Genomic DNA, 18,266 nt, shown 5'->3' with positions numbered 1-18,266 from the left:
CGAACGGGTGACGGCCTTTAACCCAGGTGAGGGATCCACAGCGTCCTGCCAGGTGAATCCCGCGCTGAACGCTTCAGATGCTGAGGTCGAGGCGCCCGGCGGCGGCGGCGGCGGCGGTGCGGGCCGCACGGCGCTCGTCGGCGGCCGCGGCGAACAGGGACCCGCCCGAGGGGCGGCCGGAGCCGGGCTGCTGTCCCTGCTGCCCGTTGGAGGAACCCTGCTGTCCCGCACCAAACTGCGCGTCGGCCGAACGGCCCTGCGGCGAACCGGAACCGGTGCTGACGTCGACGGTGGTCTGGGTGAACCCGGAGCCCGACAGTTCCCGCTGCAGGTCGCCGACGGCGGCCTTCAGGGCGTGGCGGGCGGCCTCGGACGCGCCGGCGAGGGAGACGTGCAGGGCTCCCCCGCTGACCTCGGCGGTGATCTTCACCGGCCCCAGGCCCTCCGGGCTGACCTCGACAGTCATCTTGTGCACGGCGTCGGCCTCGGGGAGGTCCTCGAGCCGACCGGCCACCCCGTGCGCGAACGCGGCCGGGTTGGTCAGGGGCAGCGGGACGGGCGGGGTCGAGGCCGCGGCGACCGTCGGGGCGACGGTGGCCGCGGTACCGGTGAGCGTCGGGACGGCCGTCGGCACCGCGGTGGCGCTCGGGTCGACGGCCTGCGGGAGCGGCCTCGCGGCGGCGGTCACCGGTGCGGCGATGGGCTGGGCGACGGTCGGGCTCGCGGCCATCACGACGGGCTGCGGCACGGGCGCCTCCCCCGCGGCGGTGCGCGGTGCCGCCGCGACGATCGGGGGGGCGGGCTGCTGCCCGGCCTGACCCTGCTGCTGGCCGGGCTGACCGCTGGTGTCGGCGCCCGACTGGCCGGTGGCGACGGTCGGGACGGTCACGGCGGGCGCCCCGGAGGTCGGGGCGGTCGGCGCCGGAGCGTCGGTCGCAACGGGTTTTGCAGTGCCGGCGGCCGGGAGGGTCTGCGCCGCTGCGGCAACGGCCACGACCGGCTGCGTCGCAACGGAGGTGACCACCTGACCGGCGTTCTGCGCGGTGGGCTGGTCGGTCAGCACGGCGTTCTTCACGACGTTCTGCGGCAACCCGGTGACGGCGGTCTGCACGGGAGCGGGCACCACGGGCGGGGTCACCGGCGCCACGGGCGTCGAGGTGACGGTGGCGGCGGCGAGCGCCGCGTCGCCCGGGGTGGCGGGGACGGCGGCTGCGGCCTGCGTGGGGACGGGCACCGCGACGGGGGCCGCGGTCTGAGCCGGCACGGCCTGGGCGGCGACGGGGGTGGTGGGGGCGGCAGCAGGAACCTGATCGGGGGCCGCGCTGGCCGACGGGGTCGACGTCGGGAGCTGCGCCGCGGCGGGGGTGGTCTCCCCCACGACCGGTGCGACGGCGGGTGTCGCGGCGGGCACGAGCTGCGCGGTGGCCCCGTCGGTGGCGGTGACGGTGGCCTGGGTGGCGGGCTGGGTCGTCGCCTCGGTCCGGGGGGTGAGCACGGCGCGCAGGGCGGCGGGCAGACCCAGCAGGGACGGGTCGACGGGGACGGCCGGGACGGTGACCTGGTCGGTGTCGCCGGTCTCGTCCCCGGTTGCGTCCGTGGCCTCGTCCGTGGCCTCGGGGCGTTCCCCCGTGGCAGCGTCCTTCTTGCCCGTCTTCACGGGGTTCTTGTGTCCGGGTTCCGGACGCTCGGGGCGTTCGGTGCGCTCGGACCCCTTGGTGACGCGGTCGTCGACGGGGCGGTCGGTGCGGGTGTCCTCGCCGGTCGAGGTGCGCTCGGGGGAGGTCCGCGCGTAGTCGTCCCGGGAGTCCCGCGCGTCCCGCGCGTCCCGCTGGTCACGGGCGGTGGTGCGCAGGTCCTGCACGGCCTGCCCGAAGGAGTCCGCGAAGCTGGAGTCCGACGAGGACGGGCGGGAGGCCTCGCGCGGCGCGCCGGTCGGGAAGGGCAACGTCGTCACGGACAGGTTGTTGCTCACGCGGCACTCCCGAGGTCGGCGGTGATCTTCTTGACGTAGTTCTGGGTCTCCGTGAACGGCGGGATGCCGCCGTACTTGCTGACGTTGCCCGGGCCGGCGTTGTAGGCGGCGAGCGCCAGCGACACGGAGCCGAACTTCGTGAGGTTCTGCCCGAGGTACCTGCCGGCCGCGTCGATGGAGGCGAACGGGTCGCTCGGGTCGATGCCGAGGCTCTTGGCCGTGGCGGGCATGAACTGCATGAGGCCCGTTGCGCCGGCGCCGCTCCTGGCGTTGGCGTTGAACCCGGACTCCTGCTTGGCGACCGCCTTGAGCAGCCCGCCGGGCAGGCCGTACTTGGCCTCCGCGGCGGTGAAGGCGGCTTCGTACGGGGCGGACTTCGACGCGGTCGACGACGAGCTGGAGAGCGAGGCGGGGCGCACGTAGCTGGAGGTGTCGGGGGTGGCGACGCCGGAGAGCAGCGTGGCGGCGGCGACGCCGATCCCGGCTGCGGTGGTGGCGGCGCTCGTCCCGAGGCGGCGGATGGTCATGGGGGTCTCCCAGACCTTGGAGATCTTCACGACGTCACCCGTCTTCGGCGCGTGCAGCATCTTGCCGTCGCCGACGTAGATCCCGATGTGGTGGCCGTTCTCGAGGACGACGAGGTCGCCCGGCTTGGCCTCGGCCAGCGAGGGCACCTCGGTGCCGACGGTGGCCTGCTGGGCCGCGGTGCGCGGCAGGTGGACGCCGATCTGCTGGGCGGCGTACTGGATCAGGCCGGAGCAGTCGAACCCGGAGGGGGTGGTGCCGCCCCACTTGTAGGCGGTGCCGGTGTACTGCTTGGCGGCGGCGAGGAGCTTCTCCCCCGTGTCGCCGGAGCTGAGGGTGCGCAGTCCGCGGCTGACGACGCCCGAGGCGCGCGAGCCGGAGGTGGAGAGCAGGTCGGCGAAGTCCGACGACACCGAGGACGAGGCGGAGGAGGCGGTGGAGGAGACCGACGACGCGGCCTTGGTGGCCTGCGCGGCAACGGTTCCGGAGAACTGCGCGATGCGGGCCTCGATGTCGGAGATGCGGGCCTGGATCTCGGCGACGCTCATTCGGAATCCCCTTCCCGGGCGGCGCGGCGACGTGCCTTCGCGGCGAACTCGGCGACGGTGCGGTCGTCGAGGGACTTCTGGTCGGCGTGCAGCGCGGCCTGTTCCTGGGCGATCTCGTGGCGTTCGACGATGCGTTCCAGGGACCGTTCGGCGCGGCGGGCGCGGGCCCACGCGGCCTGCTTCTCCCCCAGGTCGATCTCGGCGCGGGCGACGAGGGCCCGGGTGTTGTCGAGGTCGGAGACGAGGGCGGCGCGGCGGGCGACGGCGGCGGTCCAGGCGGCCATCGTCTCGTCGGAGAGGTGGGCCTCGCCGAGTTCGTGGCGGACGCGGGCGGCGCGCTTCTGCTCGTTGCGCAGCACGGCGTTGGCGGCGGCCACGTCGATCTTGATCTGTTCCTGCTGCACCTTGCGCAGCTTGAGCAGCGCCATGATCGCCTTGGTGGCACTCACTGCAGTCCTCCGAAGGTCGAGACGAGTTGCTGCAGCTGCGCCCACGCCTGGGGGGCGGGGGTGATGTCGTGGATGTCCTGGCGCAGGAAGGCGTTGATCGCGGGCAGCTGGGCCACCGCCGCGTCGACCTCGGGGTTCGCGCCGGGCTGGTACGCGCCGACGTCGATGAGTTCCTTGGCGTCTCGGTGGGCGGCCAGCACCCGGCGCAGAGCCGTCGCGGCGGCCTTCTGCTCGGGGGTGGTGACGCGGCCGGCGACGCGGGACACCGACTCGAGGACGTCGATGGTCGGGAAGTGGCCGGCCGTCGCGAGCCGGCGGTCCAGCACGACGTGACCGTCGAGGATGGACCGGGCGCTGTCGGCGATGGGTTCGTTGTGGTCGTCGCCGTCGACCAGGACGGTGTAGATCCCGGTGATGGACCCGGTCACGCCGGGGCCGGCGCGTTCCAGCAGGCGCGGCATGAGGGCGAAGACGCTGGGCGGGTAACCCCGGGTCGCGGGCGGTTCGCCGACGGAGAGGCCGATCTCCCGCTGGGCCATGGCGACGCGGGTGAGGGAGTCCATCATGAGGACGCAGTCGGCGCCCATGTCGCGGAACGACTCCGAGACCGCGGTCGCGGTGAGCGCGGCGCGCAGGCGCAGCACGGGGGCCTCGTCGGAGGTGGCGATGACGACGACGGAGCGGGCGAGGCCTTCGGGGCCGAGGTCGTCCTCGAGGAACTCGCGGACCTCCCGGCCACGTTCACCGACCAGCGCCAGCACGGAGACGTCCGCGGAGGTGCCGCGGGCGATCATCGAGAGCAGCGAGGACTTGCCGACGCCGGAACCGGCGAAGATGCCGAAGCGCTGACCGCGACCGGCGGGCACGAGGGTGTCGAGGGCGCGCACGCCCAGGGACAGGGGTGCGTCGACGCGGCCGCGGGTCATGGCCGGCGGCGGGGTGGCGTGCAGCGGTGCGCGGGGCGCGGCGTGCAGCGGCGGGCCACCGTCGAGGGGGTTGCCGAGCGCGTCGACGACGCGACCGAGCAGGGCCGCGCCGACGGGGACGTCGGAGGGGCGGCGGGTGGCGGTGGCGGGGGCACCGGCGGCGAGGCCGGTGAGGTGGCCCAGCGGCAGGCAGCGGAGCTTCCCACCCTCCGCTGCGACCACTTCGGCGGGGATGGAGTGCGTGGCGTCACCGAGACGGATGGTCTCGCCGACGGCGGCCTCCAGACCGGCGACCTCGACGGAGAGCCCGACGATGGACGAGACCCGGCCGCGGATCTCCGGGGCGGCGGCGCTGACGGCCCGCGCGACCTGCGGCGCGAGGATCTCGCGCACGCCGGCCGCGAGGCGGTCCGACACCAGGGAGGCGGTCATGCCAGGACTCCGGCAGGCCCTTCGTCACCCACGAGTGCGGCCAGGGCCCGGGAGACGCTGGCTCGCAGGCCGGCGTCCACCTCGGTGTCACCCTGGCGCGCGACGGCGTCACCCGGTTGGACGGTGGGGTCTGACTGGTAGCTCACGAGGTCTGCATCGGCCAGAGCGTGGCGACCCTTGAGGCTGTCACCCATCAGGGCGCTCAAGTCGGCGGGGTTGACGCGCACGGTGACGGGTTTCTCGCCCTCCAGCGGCCGCAGCGACCGCAGGACGGCCTCCTGGACCGGGGAGTCCATGGCGCTGACCTCGCGGTCCAGGACGGCCCCCGCGAGTTCGAGGGCGAGCTCGAGGACGGTGTCCGCGAGCGCCCCGATGGAGGGTTCCCGTTCGGCCCGCAACGCCTCCCCGGCCGCGAAGAGCGCCTCCTCGGCCCGGTTGCGGGACGCGCGGCGTTCCTCGCGTTCCACGCGGGCCGCCGCGTGGGCGGCCTCGCGCTGGGCGTCGAGCTCGGCGGCGGCCTTCTCCGCCGCCTGGCGCATGCCCGCGGCCCAGCCGGCCGCGTAGCCCTGGGTGCGGGCCTGTTCGCGGACCTGGCGGGCGGTGTCGCTGTCCTCGCGGTCGCCCAGGTCGAGGCCGGTGAAGGCGCGCTCGAACCCGGGGGCGGCGGCCGGGGCCGCCACGAACACCCGCGGGGCGCGGGTGGTCGTGGGGGTGGTGTCGGCGACCTGGAAGGTGTTACGCGACGAAGTCATCGTCACCACCGCGCGTCAGCACGATCTGACCCGACTCCTCGAGCTGGCGGATGATCGCGACGACCTTCTGCTGGGACTCCTCGACCGCGGACATGCGGACCGGGCCCATGAGCTCGATCTCGTCGATGAGGTTCTCCCGGGCACGTTCGGAGACGTTCTTGAGGATCTTGTCCCGGACGGTCTCGGTGACGCCCTTGAGCGCCGTGGCGAGGTCGGCGGTCTCGACGCCGCGCAGCACGAGCTGGATGGCACGGTCGTCGAGGGTCGTGATGTCCTCGAAGACGAACATGAGCGCGCGGATCTCCTCGGCCAGGGCGGAGTTCTTGGTCGCCAGGCCTTCCAGGATCGAGCGTTCGGTGCCGCGGTCGGCGCGGTTGATGATGTCGACCAGGGGCTGGACGCCGCCGACGGCGGAGTTCGTCTTCGCCTGCAGCACGGTGGAGGTGCGGCGCTGGACGACGTCCTCGACGAGGCGGACGTACTCGGAGCTGGTCGCCTCCATGGTGGCGATGCGCAGCGCGATGTCGGCCTGCATGTCCGCGCTCAGCCCGCCGAGGATCATCGAGGCCTGGTCGGGACGCAGGTGCGCCACGACCAGGGCGATGGTCTGCGGGTGCTCACCGGTGAGGAAGGTGAGGATCTGCTGCGGGTCGGCCTGGTGCAGGAACTGGAAGGGCTGCACCACGGCCGCCTCGGCGACGCGGCCGAGGACCTCCGCGGCCCCCTCCGCACCCAGGGCGCCCTCGAGGAGGGACTGGGCGAAGTCGAGGCCACCGAGCCCGCCGCGCAGCGGCGAGGAGATCATCCCGTGGAACTCCTCCAGGACGATGCCGGCGATCTCCGGGGAGACCGCACGGAGCCGGAGGATCTCCGCGGTGAGTTCTTCGATCTCAGCGGGTCGCAGGTGGGACAGCACCTTGGCGGCGTTGTCCTGTCCGACCTGCAGGAGCAGGACGGCGGCCTTCTGTGCCCCGGACATGGGGGCGACCTCGAGCTCGGTGGACGACACGGGTCAGGACCTCCGATCGGCGAGCCAGCCGCGGAGCAGTTCCGCGACTTCCTCGGGCTGGCGGGAGACGAGTTCGACGACCTCGGTGCGGCGGGCGGCCGCGGCCTCCAGGGCCGGGTCCACCGGTGCTGCTTCGAGCGCCACCGGCCTTTCGACAGCCGGCGCGATTTCCTTGAGCTCTCCGGTGATGTCACCGAGCTGAAGGGGGTCGACGTCCAGGACGTCCACCGTCTCCACCTTGCGGCGGCGGAAGGCCACCAGGATCACGATCAGCATGATCAGGACCAGGAGCCCGAGGGCGGCGGTCTTGGCGTAGCCGATGTAGGCGTTCTGCTGGTCGGCCTTCTTCGCCTCGGCCAGCTGGGCCTGGGCGTCGGTCGCGGCGGTGTTGTCGAAGGCCGTCTTGACGACGGAGACGCTGTCGCCGCGGGTGGCGTCGATCCCCGCCGCCTGGTTGACGATCTGGGTGATCTGGTTGACGTCGGCAGCGCCGGCGGCACCCTTAGCGCCGGCGTTGACGACGACGGAGACCGTCTGCTTCTCCAGCTTGCCGGGGGCCTGCTTGGTGACGATCTCGGTCTTGTTGATCGTGTTGTTGTTCGTCGACGACGTCTTGGAGTACCCGCCGGTCCCGGCGGTCGAGGTGCCGGTGGGGACCGCGATGTTGTCGGGTCCGAGGACACCGGTCGCCGCGGAGCCCGAGGCGGACCCGTTGTAGACCTCCGAGGAGGTCGACTGGGCCAGCGGGGCGATCGTGGTCGGCTGGCTGTACTCCGTGGCCTGCGTGGTCTTGTCGTCGTAGTTCAGCGTGGCCTTGACGGTGGCCTTGACGTTGCCGGCCCCGTAGATGCTCTCGAGGTAGCGCTGCAGGTCCGAGCTGGCCGAGACGTTGTAGTCGCTGGTCTTCTCGTTCTGCGCGCTGGAGCCGGTGCCGTCGGTGGAGAGGGTGTTGCCCTTGTCGTCGACCACGGAGACGTTCTTCACGTCCATGCCCGGGACGCCGCCGGCGACCAGGTTGACGATCGAGGTGACGTTGTCGTTGGACAGCGTCTTGCCGGCGCGCAGCTTGACCAGGACCGAGGCGGTCACCGGGTCCTGCTCGTCGAGGAACACGTCCTTCGGCGGGATGGCCAGGTTCACCACGGCGGAGTCGATGCCGTCGATGGAGCCGATGGTCTTCTCCAGCGTCTTCTTCAGGTCCTGCTGGTAGGCCTGCTGCTGGACGAACTCCGAGGCGGTGACGCCCTGCTGGGAGAGCAGGGAGGAACCGGAGCTGGAGTCGGTCTCGGCGGGCAGCCCCGCGCCGGCCATCGCCAGGCGCTCGCTGTCGACGACGTCGGCGGGGACGGCGATCGTCGCGCCGTTGTCGCTGAGCTGGTACTTCACCCCGTCGGCGGTGAGCTTGTCGACGATGGCGCTCGCGTCGGTTCCCGAGAGGTTCGAGAACATCGGCGTGTAGGAGGGCGTGGAGGCCCAGCGGGAGAAGAAGACCGCTCCCCCGATGAGTGCGGCGATCACCGCGATGACGACGGCCTTCTGGCCGGTCGAGAAGGTCCGGAATCCGGAGACGAAGTTCTGGGCGTTCTCGACGATCGCCGCGCTTCCCTTGGCCTTGGCCATCAGACCTGCATCCTCATGATCTCGTTGAAGGCATCGACTGCCTTGTTGCGGATGGCGACGGTGAGCTGGGTGGCCAGCTGGGCCTCGTTGCTGGCGATCATGTAGTCGTGGACGTTGGTGAGGTCACCGGTGGCGGCCTTCACCGCCAGGTCGTCCGACGTGGACTGCAGGCCCTGCAGCTTGTCGATGCCGCCCGAGAGGAGGGACGCGAAGTCGGTTCCCGAGGTCCCGTCGACGGAGGTGTCGGTGCCCACGCCGCTGATCCCGAGGGCGGAGGGGGTTCCGGTGACCGAGCCGGTGTAGCTGGTCCCGGTGCCGCCCCCGATCGAGGAGGTCATCTGCGCGTTGTCGGTGTCGGCGATCCCCTGGCCGTAGCCGGTGGCGAGGGTTCCCAGGGTGCCGGCGATGTCGGTGGAGGACCCGATCGCGCCGATCGATTCGATGCTCACGGTCAGCCCTTCCCGAGTTGCAGGGCGGCCGTGTAGGCCTCCTTGGCCGTCGTGATGGTCTGCAGGTTCGCCTGGTAGGCGCGCTGGGCCATCATCAGGCTCGTCATCTGCGAGCTCATGTCGATGTCGGGATACTTCACGTACCCCTGGGCATCGGCGAGGGGGTTGGTCGGGTCGTACTCCATCCGCCCTGCGGCACTGCCGGTGACGATGCCGGCGACCTGGGTGCCCTTGCCGTCCGCGGCCTCGGTGGCGACGACGTACTTGGCCTCGTAGGCGGGGTCGGACGTCCTGGTCGCGGTGTTGATGTTCGCCAGGTTGTCGCTGACGGCGTCCATCCACTTGCGGTTGACGGTGACGCCGGTGCCGGCGATGCCGATCGCGTCGAAGATGCTCATGGGGTTTCGCTCCGGATGTCAGGGGACGGGGGTCAGGGGGTGTTCCCCGTCATTGGCTGCTCATCGCGGTGCGCAGCAGCGAGTACTTGGTGTTCAGTGCCGAGAGCACCGTCTGGTAGCTGAGGTTCGTGGAGATGTTGGAGATCGTCTCCTCGTCGAGGTTGACGTTGTTGCCGTCCTCGCGAGTCGGCTCCAGGGACTTCTGCGTGACGATGCCCGAGCTCTGCGCCGAGGACGCGTCGCCGCTGGCGACCGCGCTCTGCAACTCGCTCTCGAAGGACACCTTGTTCGCCAGGTACTTCGGCGTGTTGATGTTGGCGATGTTGTCGGCGATGGCTCGCTGCCGCGCCTGCAGACCGTTCAACGCCGTGTGCAGCGCGACGCTGGTGAGATCGGACACGAGGCCACCCTCCGTAGGTGATTGCTGGCTCTTGCGTTTGCGAGGTGTTGTGCGAGGTGTTCGGGTGCTCCCTGAGGGACCGTTGCGGTCCCCGGGGCCTGCACACTCCTTCGGCCCATCCAGGCGGGGTCTTGAGCCCGGACGAGTGCCCAACCGGTGCGTTTCGCCACCGATCACCAGTGGCTCCGCCGAACGGGATCGCACCGTTCACCCGTTCGGCGGCTGACACGGACGGGCCGGCACCCTGAGTGACCGGGAACACCCTGCCGGGTGCTCCTTCCCGTACCCGTCGTCACCGGTTCGGGCGCAGCCGAGCGGGGGGACCCGGTCGGGCGGGAGGTTCACCGCCCACTCACGGTGCGACCGGACGGGTGTCACCCGATCGGCCGATCCAGCGGCTCAAGTCGGCGCCGACTCCCGCCGAGGCAGTGGCCATGACCACAGCGGACGAGAGCACTCCAGCGGGAACCGCCGCCCCTGCGGAGGGCGACGACTCGATCGAGCGTTCCCCTGCCGCGCAGGCCGAGGCGGGCGAGCAACGTTTCAGCGACCCCGAACTCGGTGGGCTCGCCGTCGAGGCGGACGGGCTCGCCGCCGCTGAACCCGCGCAGCACCGCGCGACCGCTCTCGCCTCGCTGAGCACGGCCCTGCGCACCGCCGCCACCGGAGGTGACGGACACCTCGGCCGCTGGGCCGACGCGGACCTCTTCGAGGTCCTCGACGTCGACGCCGCCGTCGCCCCGCTGGACCAGCGCCGCAGCGTCCTGCGCTCCGGTTCGCTGCGCACCATCCTCGTCTTCGCCCCGGTCATGGTGACCTGGGTCGGTCTGCTCTTCGCCGGCCGCGCCTACGGCGGGATGAGCGCCGACGGTGAGGCCGCCGACGGCGAGTCGTTCCTGCAGCTGTGGCTCGACGGTTTCGGCGGGCGCACGTTCTTCTCCCTGGACCGCGTCGCGGAGATGGCCGTCCTGCTGATCGCCGGCGCCATCGCGATCAGCGTCGCCACCGACCGCCGTCAGCGCACCGACGAGGTCCAGGCCGCGAGCGCGGACGAGTCCCACCGTCAACTCCTGCGCGGTTTCGCCGCACGCGCCACGGTGGCCCTCGCGCCGCACCGCGCCAACGCCGCCGAGCAGCTCGGCGCGCACTTCGAACGCGGGCTGACGGAGCTGGGTCGCCTGGTGGCGGAGACGATCCGCCTGCACGCCGACACCTCCGCCCTCGTCGCGACCGTCCGCACCTCCAGCGAGACCGCCATCGTCGCCGCGAACGCCGCGAACACCGGCGGCGCCGACGTGGCCCGCGCCGCGCTGGAACTGCAGGGCGCCGTGACCGCGGCGGTCAGCAGTCACGGCGAGCTGATCGCGGCGGATCGCGAGCAGCACACCCGCACGCTGGCGGAGTCGACCGAGACCCTGGTCCACCACCTCAGCCAGGTCCGGGAGGGCACCGCCGAGGCGCTGCGCGAGGGTCTGCAGGGACGCGACCGCGTCCTCTCCGCCGTCGAGGGCGTCAGCGCCTCCGTCGAGCTGCTCTCCAGCGCCACCCGGGAGTCGATGGCCGAGCTGGCCACCTCCGCCTCCGCGATGACCCGGCACAGCGCCGACTTCGGCGAGAAGGTCACCGGCCACGTCGCCGCGCTCTCGAGCACGGCGAAGGAATCGGTGGAGACGATGCACCTCGCGGTCGTGGAGAGCGTCGAGAAGGTCACCCGGATGACCGGCGAGGCGTTCAGCGAGCACGTCTCGGCCTCCGCCGAGCACGCTGCGCAGACGATGGAGACGCTGCGTCGCGACGTCGAGCGCACCTCCTCCGCCGCGGAGTCCGCGCTCTCCACCGCGAGTCGCGTGCTGGCCACCGCGGCCGAGTCCGCCGACCGCCGGGTGCGCCACGAGGAGCGTCTCGCGGACCTGCTCACCACCCAGAACGAGGTCCTGGACTCCTGGCGCGGGATCGAGAACCGCCTCGTGGAGGCCGCGCACGACATGCGCTCGGTCCCGCGCTGGATGGAGAAGGTGCAGCACGAGCACGCCGACGCGACGGGCCGCGCCCTGCGCAGCATCGGTGCGACGCTGCGCGACGACGTCTCCGGTGCCGTCACCGAGACCCTCGCGATGGCCCAGGACGACCACGTCCGCCAGGTCAACCGCGCCTACCGCGACGCCAGCCGTCAGCTGACCCACGACCTGACCCAGACCCTCGGGTCGGGGCTCGGGACCGTCGTCGACCAGGTGATGGACCGCCTCTCCGACCAGGTCGAGGCCCTGCCCGAGCGGATCGCCTCCGCGACCGCCCGTCAGCAGCGCCAGCGCACCCCCGTCCAGCCCCCGGTCCAGCCCGCTCCGGAGCGTCGCCCGGTGCCGGCGCACCGTCCGGTCGTGCGTCAGGAACCGCGCCCGGAACTCCGCCCGGAACCGCGTCAGGAACCGCGTCCCGAACCGCGCGTCGAGCGCGCACCCCAGCCCCGGGTCGAGCCCCGGGTCGAGGAGCGCCGTCCGGTCCGGGCGGCCGAGCCCGAGGTCGAGGAGCAGTTCGTGGCGGTCGCGCCCCGCACGCTGCAGGCCCTCGCGGCCCGCCGCTACTCCCGGGCCGGCCAGTGAGGCGCCCCGGCCGCGGCGCGCTGCGCCCGCGGAACAAGGAGAACCCCGCCATCGGCCTCGCGGGCTGGGTGTTCGCCGACGCCCTCCTGGCCCTCACGATCATCGGTCTCGCCGCCGGGGGTGCCGTGCACGCCGGGGCCGGGCAGGCCACGGCCGTCGCGGCCACGGTGGCCCCCACCGCCACCCCGACCGCGGTGCCCACGCCGGTCCCCACGGTCACCGTGACCGCCGCACCGCTCCCGGTGGACGTGCCCACGATGCCGGCCGGCGTCGCCCAGGCTCCGGTCGTGCTGGACGTCAACGTCGGCGGGGCCGACGACGAGGCGATCCGCGCCGCGGTGGCCGGGGCCGTCGGTGACCTCGCCGCCCAGGGACGCCGCGCCGCGTTCGTGCTGACCTTCGGCACCGCCGGCACCCCGGGTGCGGGCACCGCGCTGGCCCGCCGGGTCAACGCCCAGCTCGACGTCGCCGCCCCGAACGTGTTCACCGGGTCGGGCAAGCGCGACTTCTGGCGGGCTGTGAACGCCGACGCCCCCCAGGCCGGGGTCGTCCAGCTGGAGCTCTACCTCATCCAGCAGTGACCCGCTGAACCGAGAAGCCGTGATCATGCAGGGAATCCCTGCACGATCACGGCCTTTCGCGTCGACGGGTGGGTCAGTGGACGAAGGCGTGGTAGCTGGTCAGCAACCAGGGCACGGCGACGGCCAGCGTGGGCCCGCCGAGCACGAGCGCCGCGGCGACGTAGGTCGCCAGCGAGAGCCCGCGGGTCGCGGGCCGGGCGGCGAGTCGCCGCACCCGGGCGAGGGCGGCCGAGCCGAGCGGCATCTCCGAGGCCCCGTCCGGCTGGCCCGCGAGCGCCACCAGCGCGCGGGCCAGGGGCAGCGATCCGGTGTGGCGGCGGGCGGAGTCGTCGGCGAGCATCTCCACGAGCAGTCGCACGGAGTCGAGCGCGGCCTGGCTGGAGACGAAGCGCGGGAACGCGGCGTGCAGGGCGGTGAAGCCCTCGAGGACGAGGTCGTGGCGGGCGCGCAGGTGGGCCCGTTCGTGGGCCAGGACCGCGCGCACCTCCTCCGGGGTCAGGCAGTTCAGCATGGCGTCGGAGACGACGACGCGGGAGCGCACCCCGGGGACGCAGTAGGCGACGCGGCCGGGTCCGGTGAGCACCCGCACCCCCGCCTGGGAGAGCAGGGCGGCGTCGATCTCGCCGGTGGACTCCTTGCGGTGCAACAGGTCCACCATGTCGCGGTGGCGGTTGCGGCGTCGCCGGGTGCGGATGCCGACGAGGGTCGCGACGACCCAGAACCGCACGGTGACGATGGCCACGAGCGTGGAGGTGAGTCCGATGAGGGTCGTCTGGACGGGGCCGTGGCGCTCGAGGAAGGGAAAGCCGGGCTCCTCGGTGAAGAGCAGCGAGAGCGAGGCGAGGCCGGCTCCGAGGGTGGCGAGGACGGCGCCGAGGGCGATCGCCTGCCACAGCACCAGGGCGGCCCGGGGCACCTGCCAGGTCCAGCGGGCACGGGCCAGCAGCGCCGGCGCCGGACCCGCCAGGAGCAGCGCCAGCGCTGCGAACCAGACGGCGGTCACGCCACGAACCTACGGGGTCGCCTAGGCGGTGGTGGTCGCGTCCCCGGACTGGTCGGTCCCCGCCATCGCGTCCAGGGCCTCGCGCAGCGCGGCGGCCTCGGCGGGCGAGACGCCGCCGATGAAGTGGACGAGCGCGGCCTGGCGGTCGTCGACGGAGGGCACTCCCCCGAGGGCGTCGAGCATGAGGTCGGCGACCATCTGCTCGCGGGTGGCGGCGGGGGTGTAGCGGAAGGCGCGACCCTCGCGCTCCTGGCGCACGACGTGCTTCTTGGCGAGGCGGTCGAGCACGGTCATGACCGTCGTGTAGGCGATCTTGCGGTGCTCGGCGAGCTGCTCGTGGACCTCGCGGACCGTGAGGGGCGTACCGGCCGCCCACAGCCGGTCCATGACGTCGCGTTCGAGTTCTCCCAGGGCCACGGGGTGGATGTTACGTCAACCACACCGCTGAACGCGAGCCGTCGTACTACCGATTGAAGTACTACAGTTGGTCGTAGTACGACAGGACGTCGTAGGAAGGCCAGGAACCAGCCGTGAGCATCGAATCGCTGACCCGTCTGCAGTTCGCCGTGACGACGCTGTACCACTACCTCTTCGTACCGCTCTCGATCAGCCTCGCGCTCTTCACCGCGATCCTGCAGACCGCGCACCTGCGCGTCGAGGCGAGGACCGGGAGCGACCGCTACGGCCGGCTCTCGCTGCTGACCGGCAAGCTGATGATGATCACCTTCGCCGTCGGCGTCGTGACCGGCCTGGTCCAGGAGTTCCAGTTCGGCCTCTCCTGGAGCGCGTTCGCCCGCTTCTACGGCGACGTGTTCGGGCCCACCCTGGCCATCGAGGGGATGCTCGCCTTCTTCCTCGAGGCGACCTTCATCGGCCTGTGGTGGTTCGGCCGCGACCGGCTGCCGAAGCTCGTGCACCTCGCGACGATCTGGGTCGTCGCCATCGGCACCGCCATCTCCGCCTTCGTCATCCTCGCGGCCAACTCCTTCATGCAGAACCCCGTCGCCTACAGCATCGACGCGGCCACCGGCCGCGCGCGGCTCGGCAGCTTCGAGGACCTGCTGACCAACGAGCTGAACCTCGCCGCCTTCCCCCACACCTACGCCGGTGCCGTCATGGCCGGCGGCGCGCTCGTCATGGCCGTCGGGGTCTGGCACCTGCTGCGCGGAGGCCACGACGTGACCTCCGAGGAGTTCGCCGCGTTCCGCACGCTGTCCCGCTTCGGCGCCTGGTTCACCCTCGTCGCCGGCGCCGGGGTCGCCCTCAGCGGCGACGCCCTCGGCAAGGTCATCACCGCCGTCCAGCCGATGAAGATGGCTGCGGCGGAAGGGCTCTACCGGACCACGACGGGCGCGCCGTTCTCGATCTTCTCCTACGCCCCGCTCGGCTCCGACCGCCCGACCTTCGCCCTCGAGGTCCCCGGTTTCCTCTCCTTCCTGGCCAAGGGGTCCTTCTCCTCGACGGTCCTCGGCCTCAAGGACCTGCAGGACTCCTACTCCGCGCAGTTCGGTGCGGGCGACTACATCCCCTGGGTGCCGGTCGCGTTCTGGAGCTTCCGCCTGATGATCGGCGTCGGGATGACCGCCGCGATGATCGCCCTGGTCCACCTGTGGGTCACCCGGAAGTCGGTCGTCCTGAACCCCGACCCGCGCCTGGCCCGCGGGATCCTCTGGACCCTGCCGGTCCTGCCGCTGATGCCGCTGTTCGCGAACTCCTTCGGCTGGATCTTCACCGAGACCGCCCGCCAGCCGTGGCTGGTGTTCGGGTTGTTCAAGACCGCCGACGGCGTCTCCCCCGGGCTGACCTGGGCCGAGGTCGCCACCAGCCTGGTCGCCTTCACCGTCGTCTACGGCGCGCTGGCCTGGGCCTGGACGCTGCTGGTGACCCGCCTCGTGCGCAAGGGGCTCCCGTCGATGCCGGTGCCCCAGACGGTGGACGAAGAAGCAGTCGAGCCCTACGCCGTGAGCTACTGAGGAGCGAGTGATGGACCTCCCCGTCATCTGGTTCGGCATCGCTGTCCTGGCCTGGGTGCTCTTCTTCGTCCTGGAGGGGTTCGACTTCGGCGTCGGGTTCCTCGGGCCGCTGCTGGGACGCACCGACGCCGAACGCGGCGCCGCGATCCGGACCGTCGGCCCCGTCTGGGACGGCAACGAGGTGTGGCTGGTCGCCGCGATCGGCGTCACCTTCGCCGCCTTCCCCGACTGGTACGCCGCCCTCCTCTCCGGCCTCTACCTGCCGATGATCGCGATCCTGCTGCTGCTGGCCGTGCGCGGTGTCGCCATCGAGTTCCGCGGCAAGCACGACACCGCGAGCTGGCACCTGCGCTGCGACGCGTTCCTCGCCACCTCCTCGCTGCTGCTGGCCGCGACCTGGGGCGCGGTCCTCGGCGCGCTCGTCGTCGGCCTCGCCCTCGACCCCGGCGGGAACGTGCGGGGCAGCGGGCTGGGCCGCTCCCTGGCCCCCGTCCTCGGGCCCTGGGCCGTGCTCGGCGGTTTCGCCGGCGTGCTGCTGACCACCGTCCACGGGGCGACGTTCCTGGCCCTGCGCACCACCGGCCCCGTGCGTGCCCGGGCCCGTCGCCTCACCGTCGCCACCGCCCCCGCGCTGGCCGTCATCGCTCTCGCCCTGTTCATCGCGGCCGGGCACGCCGCCGTCGCGGGTGCGCTGGCGTTGCTCGCGGTCGCCGCGGTCGCCGCCTGGCGGCGCGCGGAGGTGCTGGCCTTCGCGGCGACGTCGCTCGCGGTCGCGGGTAGCGTCGTGGCGGTGTTCACCGCCCACCTCGGCTCCACCTGGGTGCTCCTGCCCAGCACGCTGTCGAGCGCGAACGACGTGACCCTGCGGGGTGCGGCGGCCTCCGAGGGGGCACTGCACCTCATCACCGTCGCCGGGGTGATCGTCCTGCCCGCGGTCATCGCCTACCAGGTCTGGTCCTACGTCGTGTTCCGCAAGCGGGTCCACACCGGGTTCTCGACGACGTCCCGCCCGCGTCGGGTGCCCGTGACCCGGTGAGCCCGCGATCCAGAGGACCCGTCGATCCCCGGCTCCTCCGCCACGCCCGCCCGGCCCGGGCCGGGATCGCCGCGATCGGCGTCGTCGAGGCCGTCTCCGCGGGGCTGCTCCTCGCCCAGGCCCTCGCCCTGACCGACCTCGTCGTGGCGCTGTGGCGGGGGGCCCCGGCCTCCGGGGCACTGTCGGTGCTGATCGCCGCGGTCGCCGGGCGGGTCGTGACCGGTTGGGCCGCAGCCCGTCTGGCCCAGCGGACGGCGAGCGCCGTCCGCAGCGACCTGCGCGAGCAGGTGCTGGCCCGCACGCTGGCGCTGGGCCCCGCATGGGTCGAGCGGTTCGGGCGGGCCCGGCTCTCCGCGGTGCTGACCCAGGGCCTGCCCGCCCTCGACGCCTGGTTCACCCGCTACCTCCCGGCCCTGGTGCCGGGGGTGCTGCTGCCGCCGCTGGTGCTGGTGGTCCTGGCGTTCTCCGACCTGGAGTCGGCGATCACCGTCGCCGTGACGCTGCCGCTGATCCCGGTCTTCGCGATCCTGCTGGGCCGCGCGGCTCAGTCCCGCGCGGACCGGCAGTGGTCGGCGCAGCGGACGCTGGCCGCGCACTTCCTCGACACCGTCCGCGGGCTGCCGACCCTGCGCGCGCACCGCCGCGCGCAGCGTCAGGTCGGCGCCGTAGCCGCCGTCACCGACGCCCACCGCCGGGCGACGATGTCGGTGCTGCGCATCGCGTTCCTCTCCTCCACCGCCCTCGACCTCGTCGGGACGCTGTCGGTCGGTCTCGTCGCCGTGACCGCCGGGATGCGCCTGGCCGGCGGGACCCTGGACCTGCACACCGCCCTGCTGGTGATCCTGCTGGCGCCGGAGGCCTACCGGCCGCTGCGCGAGGTGGGCGCCCGCTTCCACGACTCCGCCGACGCCGCCGCGGTCGTCGACGACGTCGACCAGGTGCTCACCGCTCCCCTGCCGGTCCCCGGTTCGGGTTTCGCCGACGGGGTCCGGCTGCGCGGGATCACGGTGCGGCGCGCCGACACCACCCCCGTCCTCGACGGCGTCGACCTCGACGCCGTCCCCGGTGAATTGCACGCCCTCGCCGGCCCCTCGGGGGCGGGCAAGACGACCCTGGCCCGCGTCGCGGCCGGTGTCCTGGTCCCCGACGCGGGCTCGGTCGAGCACACCCTCGACGGGGTCGCGCACCTCCCCCAGCGTCCGGCCTTCCCCTACGCGAGCACGGTCGGGGACGCCGTCCGTGCTGGTCGTGACGCCCCCGACGTGTCCGACGACGACGTCCGCCACGCCCTCGACCTCGCCGCCGCGCCCGAGCTGAGCCTCGACACCCCGCTCGGGGAGAACGCCGCAGGGCTCTCCGCGGGCCAGCGCCAGCGGGTCGCCCTGGCCCGCACCTTCCTCGCGGTCCGGTGCGGCGCACGGGTCCTCGTCCTCGACGAGCCGACCGCCCACCTGGACCCGGTGAGCGAAGCCGTGGTCGTGGACTCCCTGCGCTCCTTCGCCCACGACGTGGGCTGCACCGTCCTCGTCGTCGCCCACCGCCCCGCCCTCCTCGCCGCCGCGGACCGCACGACCACCCTCACCCGTCCCGTCC

At 72.9% G+C, this 18,266-nt stretch carries 17 protein-coding genes; 5 read left to right on the top strand and 12 right to left on the bottom strand.

Annotation, left to right across the window (positions count from 1 at the left end):
- Positions 1 to 73: 73 nt before the first annotated feature.
- The 10 genes from AC0I8G_RS23580 to flgB all read right to left on the bottom strand — a co-directional run bounded on the left by AC0I8G_RS23580 (position 74) and on the right by flgB (position 9,480).
- The gene (locus AC0I8G_RS23580) at positions 74 to 1,972 is read right to left on the bottom strand and encodes a flagellar hook-length control protein FliK (RefSeq protein WP_471732122.1); all 1,899 of its coding nucleotides are present in this window, start codon (positions 1,970 to 1,972) and stop codon (positions 74 to 76) included.
- Positions 1,969 to 3,045, bottom strand: a complete 1,077-nt coding sequence (locus AC0I8G_RS23575; protein WP_471732121.1) for an NlpC/P60 family protein — start codon at positions 3,043 to 3,045, stop codon at positions 1,969 to 1,971. The genes AC0I8G_RS23580 and AC0I8G_RS23575 overlap by 4 nt, the downstream gene beginning before the upstream one ends.
- Complete coding sequence (locus AC0I8G_RS23570; protein WP_328291720.1) at positions 3,042 to 3,494, bottom strand: hypothetical protein; 453 nt, start codon at positions 3,492 to 3,494, stop codon at positions 3,042 to 3,044. Before AC0I8G_RS23570 ends, AC0I8G_RS23575 begins: the two co-directional genes overlap by 4 nt.
- Positions 3,491 to 4,852: a FliI/YscN family ATPase gene (locus AC0I8G_RS23565; protein WP_471732120.1), complete on the bottom strand. Its 1,362-nt coding sequence runs from the start codon at positions 4,850 to 4,852 to the stop codon at positions 3,491 to 3,493. Before AC0I8G_RS23565 ends, AC0I8G_RS23570 begins: the two co-directional genes overlap by 4 nt.
- Positions 4,849 to 5,604 carry a FliH/SctL family protein gene (locus AC0I8G_RS23560; RefSeq protein WP_471732119.1) on the bottom strand — a complete coding sequence of 252 codons (756 nt, stop codon included), beginning with the start codon at positions 5,602 to 5,604 and terminating at the stop codon, positions 4,849 to 4,851. Before AC0I8G_RS23560 ends, AC0I8G_RS23565 begins: the two co-directional genes overlap by 4 nt.
- Entirely contained in the window at positions 5,588 to 6,613 is a 1,026-nt protein-coding gene (fliG, locus tag AC0I8G_RS23555) for a flagellar motor switch protein FliG (RefSeq protein WP_380262492.1), read from the bottom strand. The genes AC0I8G_RS23560 and fliG overlap by 17 nt, the downstream gene beginning before the upstream one ends.
- A 3-nt stretch (positions 6,614 to 6,616) precedes the next feature.
- Positions 6,617 to 8,233, bottom strand: a complete 1,617-nt coding sequence (gene fliF / locus AC0I8G_RS23550) for a flagellar basal-body MS-ring/collar protein FliF (protein ID WP_471732118.1) — start codon at positions 8,231 to 8,233, stop codon at positions 6,617 to 6,619.
- Entirely contained in the window at positions 8,233 to 8,571 is a 339-nt protein-coding gene (gene fliE / locus AC0I8G_RS23545) for a flagellar hook-basal body complex protein FliE (RefSeq protein WP_471732145.1), read from the bottom strand. Before fliE ends, fliF begins: the two co-directional genes overlap by 1 nt.
- A 113-nt stretch (positions 8,572 to 8,684) precedes the next feature.
- Positions 8,685 to 9,080 carry a flagellar basal body rod protein FlgC gene (flgC, locus tag AC0I8G_RS23540; protein WP_380262488.1) on the bottom strand — a complete coding sequence of 132 codons (396 nt, stop codon included), beginning with the start codon at positions 9,078 to 9,080 and terminating at the stop codon, positions 8,685 to 8,687.
- A gap of 49 nt (positions 9,081 to 9,129) precedes the next feature.
- Positions 9,130 to 9,480 carry a flagellar basal body rod protein FlgB gene (gene flgB, locus AC0I8G_RS23535; RefSeq protein WP_471732117.1) on the bottom strand — a complete coding sequence of 117 codons (351 nt, stop codon included), beginning with the start codon at positions 9,478 to 9,480 and terminating at the stop codon, positions 9,130 to 9,132.
- Positions 9,481 to 9,914: 434 nt separating this feature from the next.
- On the opposite strand from flgB, the gene AC0I8G_RS23530 reads away from it, so the two are divergent.
- On the top strand, positions 9,915 to 12,080 hold the full coding sequence (locus AC0I8G_RS23530; protein WP_471732116.1) for a hypothetical protein: 2,166 nt from the start codon (positions 9,915 to 9,917) through the stop codon (positions 12,078 to 12,080).
- Positions 12,077 to 12,661 carry a hypothetical protein gene (locus AC0I8G_RS23525; protein ID WP_471732115.1) on the top strand — a complete coding sequence of 195 codons (585 nt, stop codon included), beginning with the start codon at positions 12,077 to 12,079 and terminating at the stop codon, positions 12,659 to 12,661. Before AC0I8G_RS23530 ends, AC0I8G_RS23525 begins: the two co-directional genes overlap by 4 nt.
- Positions 12,662 to 12,734: 73 nt before the next feature.
- On the opposite strand, the gene AC0I8G_RS23520 is transcribed toward AC0I8G_RS23525, so the two are convergent.
- On the bottom strand, positions 12,735 to 13,664 hold the full coding sequence (locus AC0I8G_RS23520; protein WP_471732114.1) for a M56 family metallopeptidase: 930 nt from the start codon (positions 13,662 to 13,664) through the stop codon (positions 12,735 to 12,737).
- Between the two features lie 21 nt (positions 13,665 to 13,685).
- Entirely contained in the window at positions 13,686 to 14,081 is a 396-nt protein-coding gene (locus AC0I8G_RS23515; RefSeq protein ID WP_380161805.1) for a BlaI/MecI/CopY family transcriptional regulator, read from the bottom strand.
- Positions 14,082 to 14,194: 113 nt separating this feature from the next.
- On the opposite strand from AC0I8G_RS23515, the gene AC0I8G_RS23510 reads away from it, so the two are divergent.
- From AC0I8G_RS23510 to cydD, 3 genes are all read left to right on the top strand, one after another.
- On the top strand, positions 14,195 to 15,637 hold the full coding sequence (locus AC0I8G_RS23510) for a cytochrome ubiquinol oxidase subunit I (RefSeq protein ID WP_471732113.1): 1,443 nt from the start codon (positions 14,195 to 14,197) through the stop codon (positions 15,635 to 15,637).
- A gap of 10 nt (positions 15,638 to 15,647) precedes the next feature.
- On the top strand, positions 15,648 to 16,673 hold the full coding sequence (gene cydB / locus AC0I8G_RS23505) for a cytochrome d ubiquinol oxidase subunit II (protein WP_471732112.1): 1,026 nt from the start codon (positions 15,648 to 15,650) through the stop codon (positions 16,671 to 16,673).
- The coding region (cydD, locus tag AC0I8G_RS23500) for a thiol reductant ABC exporter subunit CydD (protein WP_471732111.1) at positions 16,670 to 18,266 on the top strand (1,597 nt) is incomplete at its 3' end. The genes cydB and cydD, both read left to right, overlap by 4 nt.

The sequence above is a fragment of the Kineococcus sp. AC630 genome (assembly GCF_979255925.1).
The sequence above is the reverse complement of the archived record's forward strand: the minus strand, read 5'-3'. Positions and strand labels throughout refer to the sequence as shown.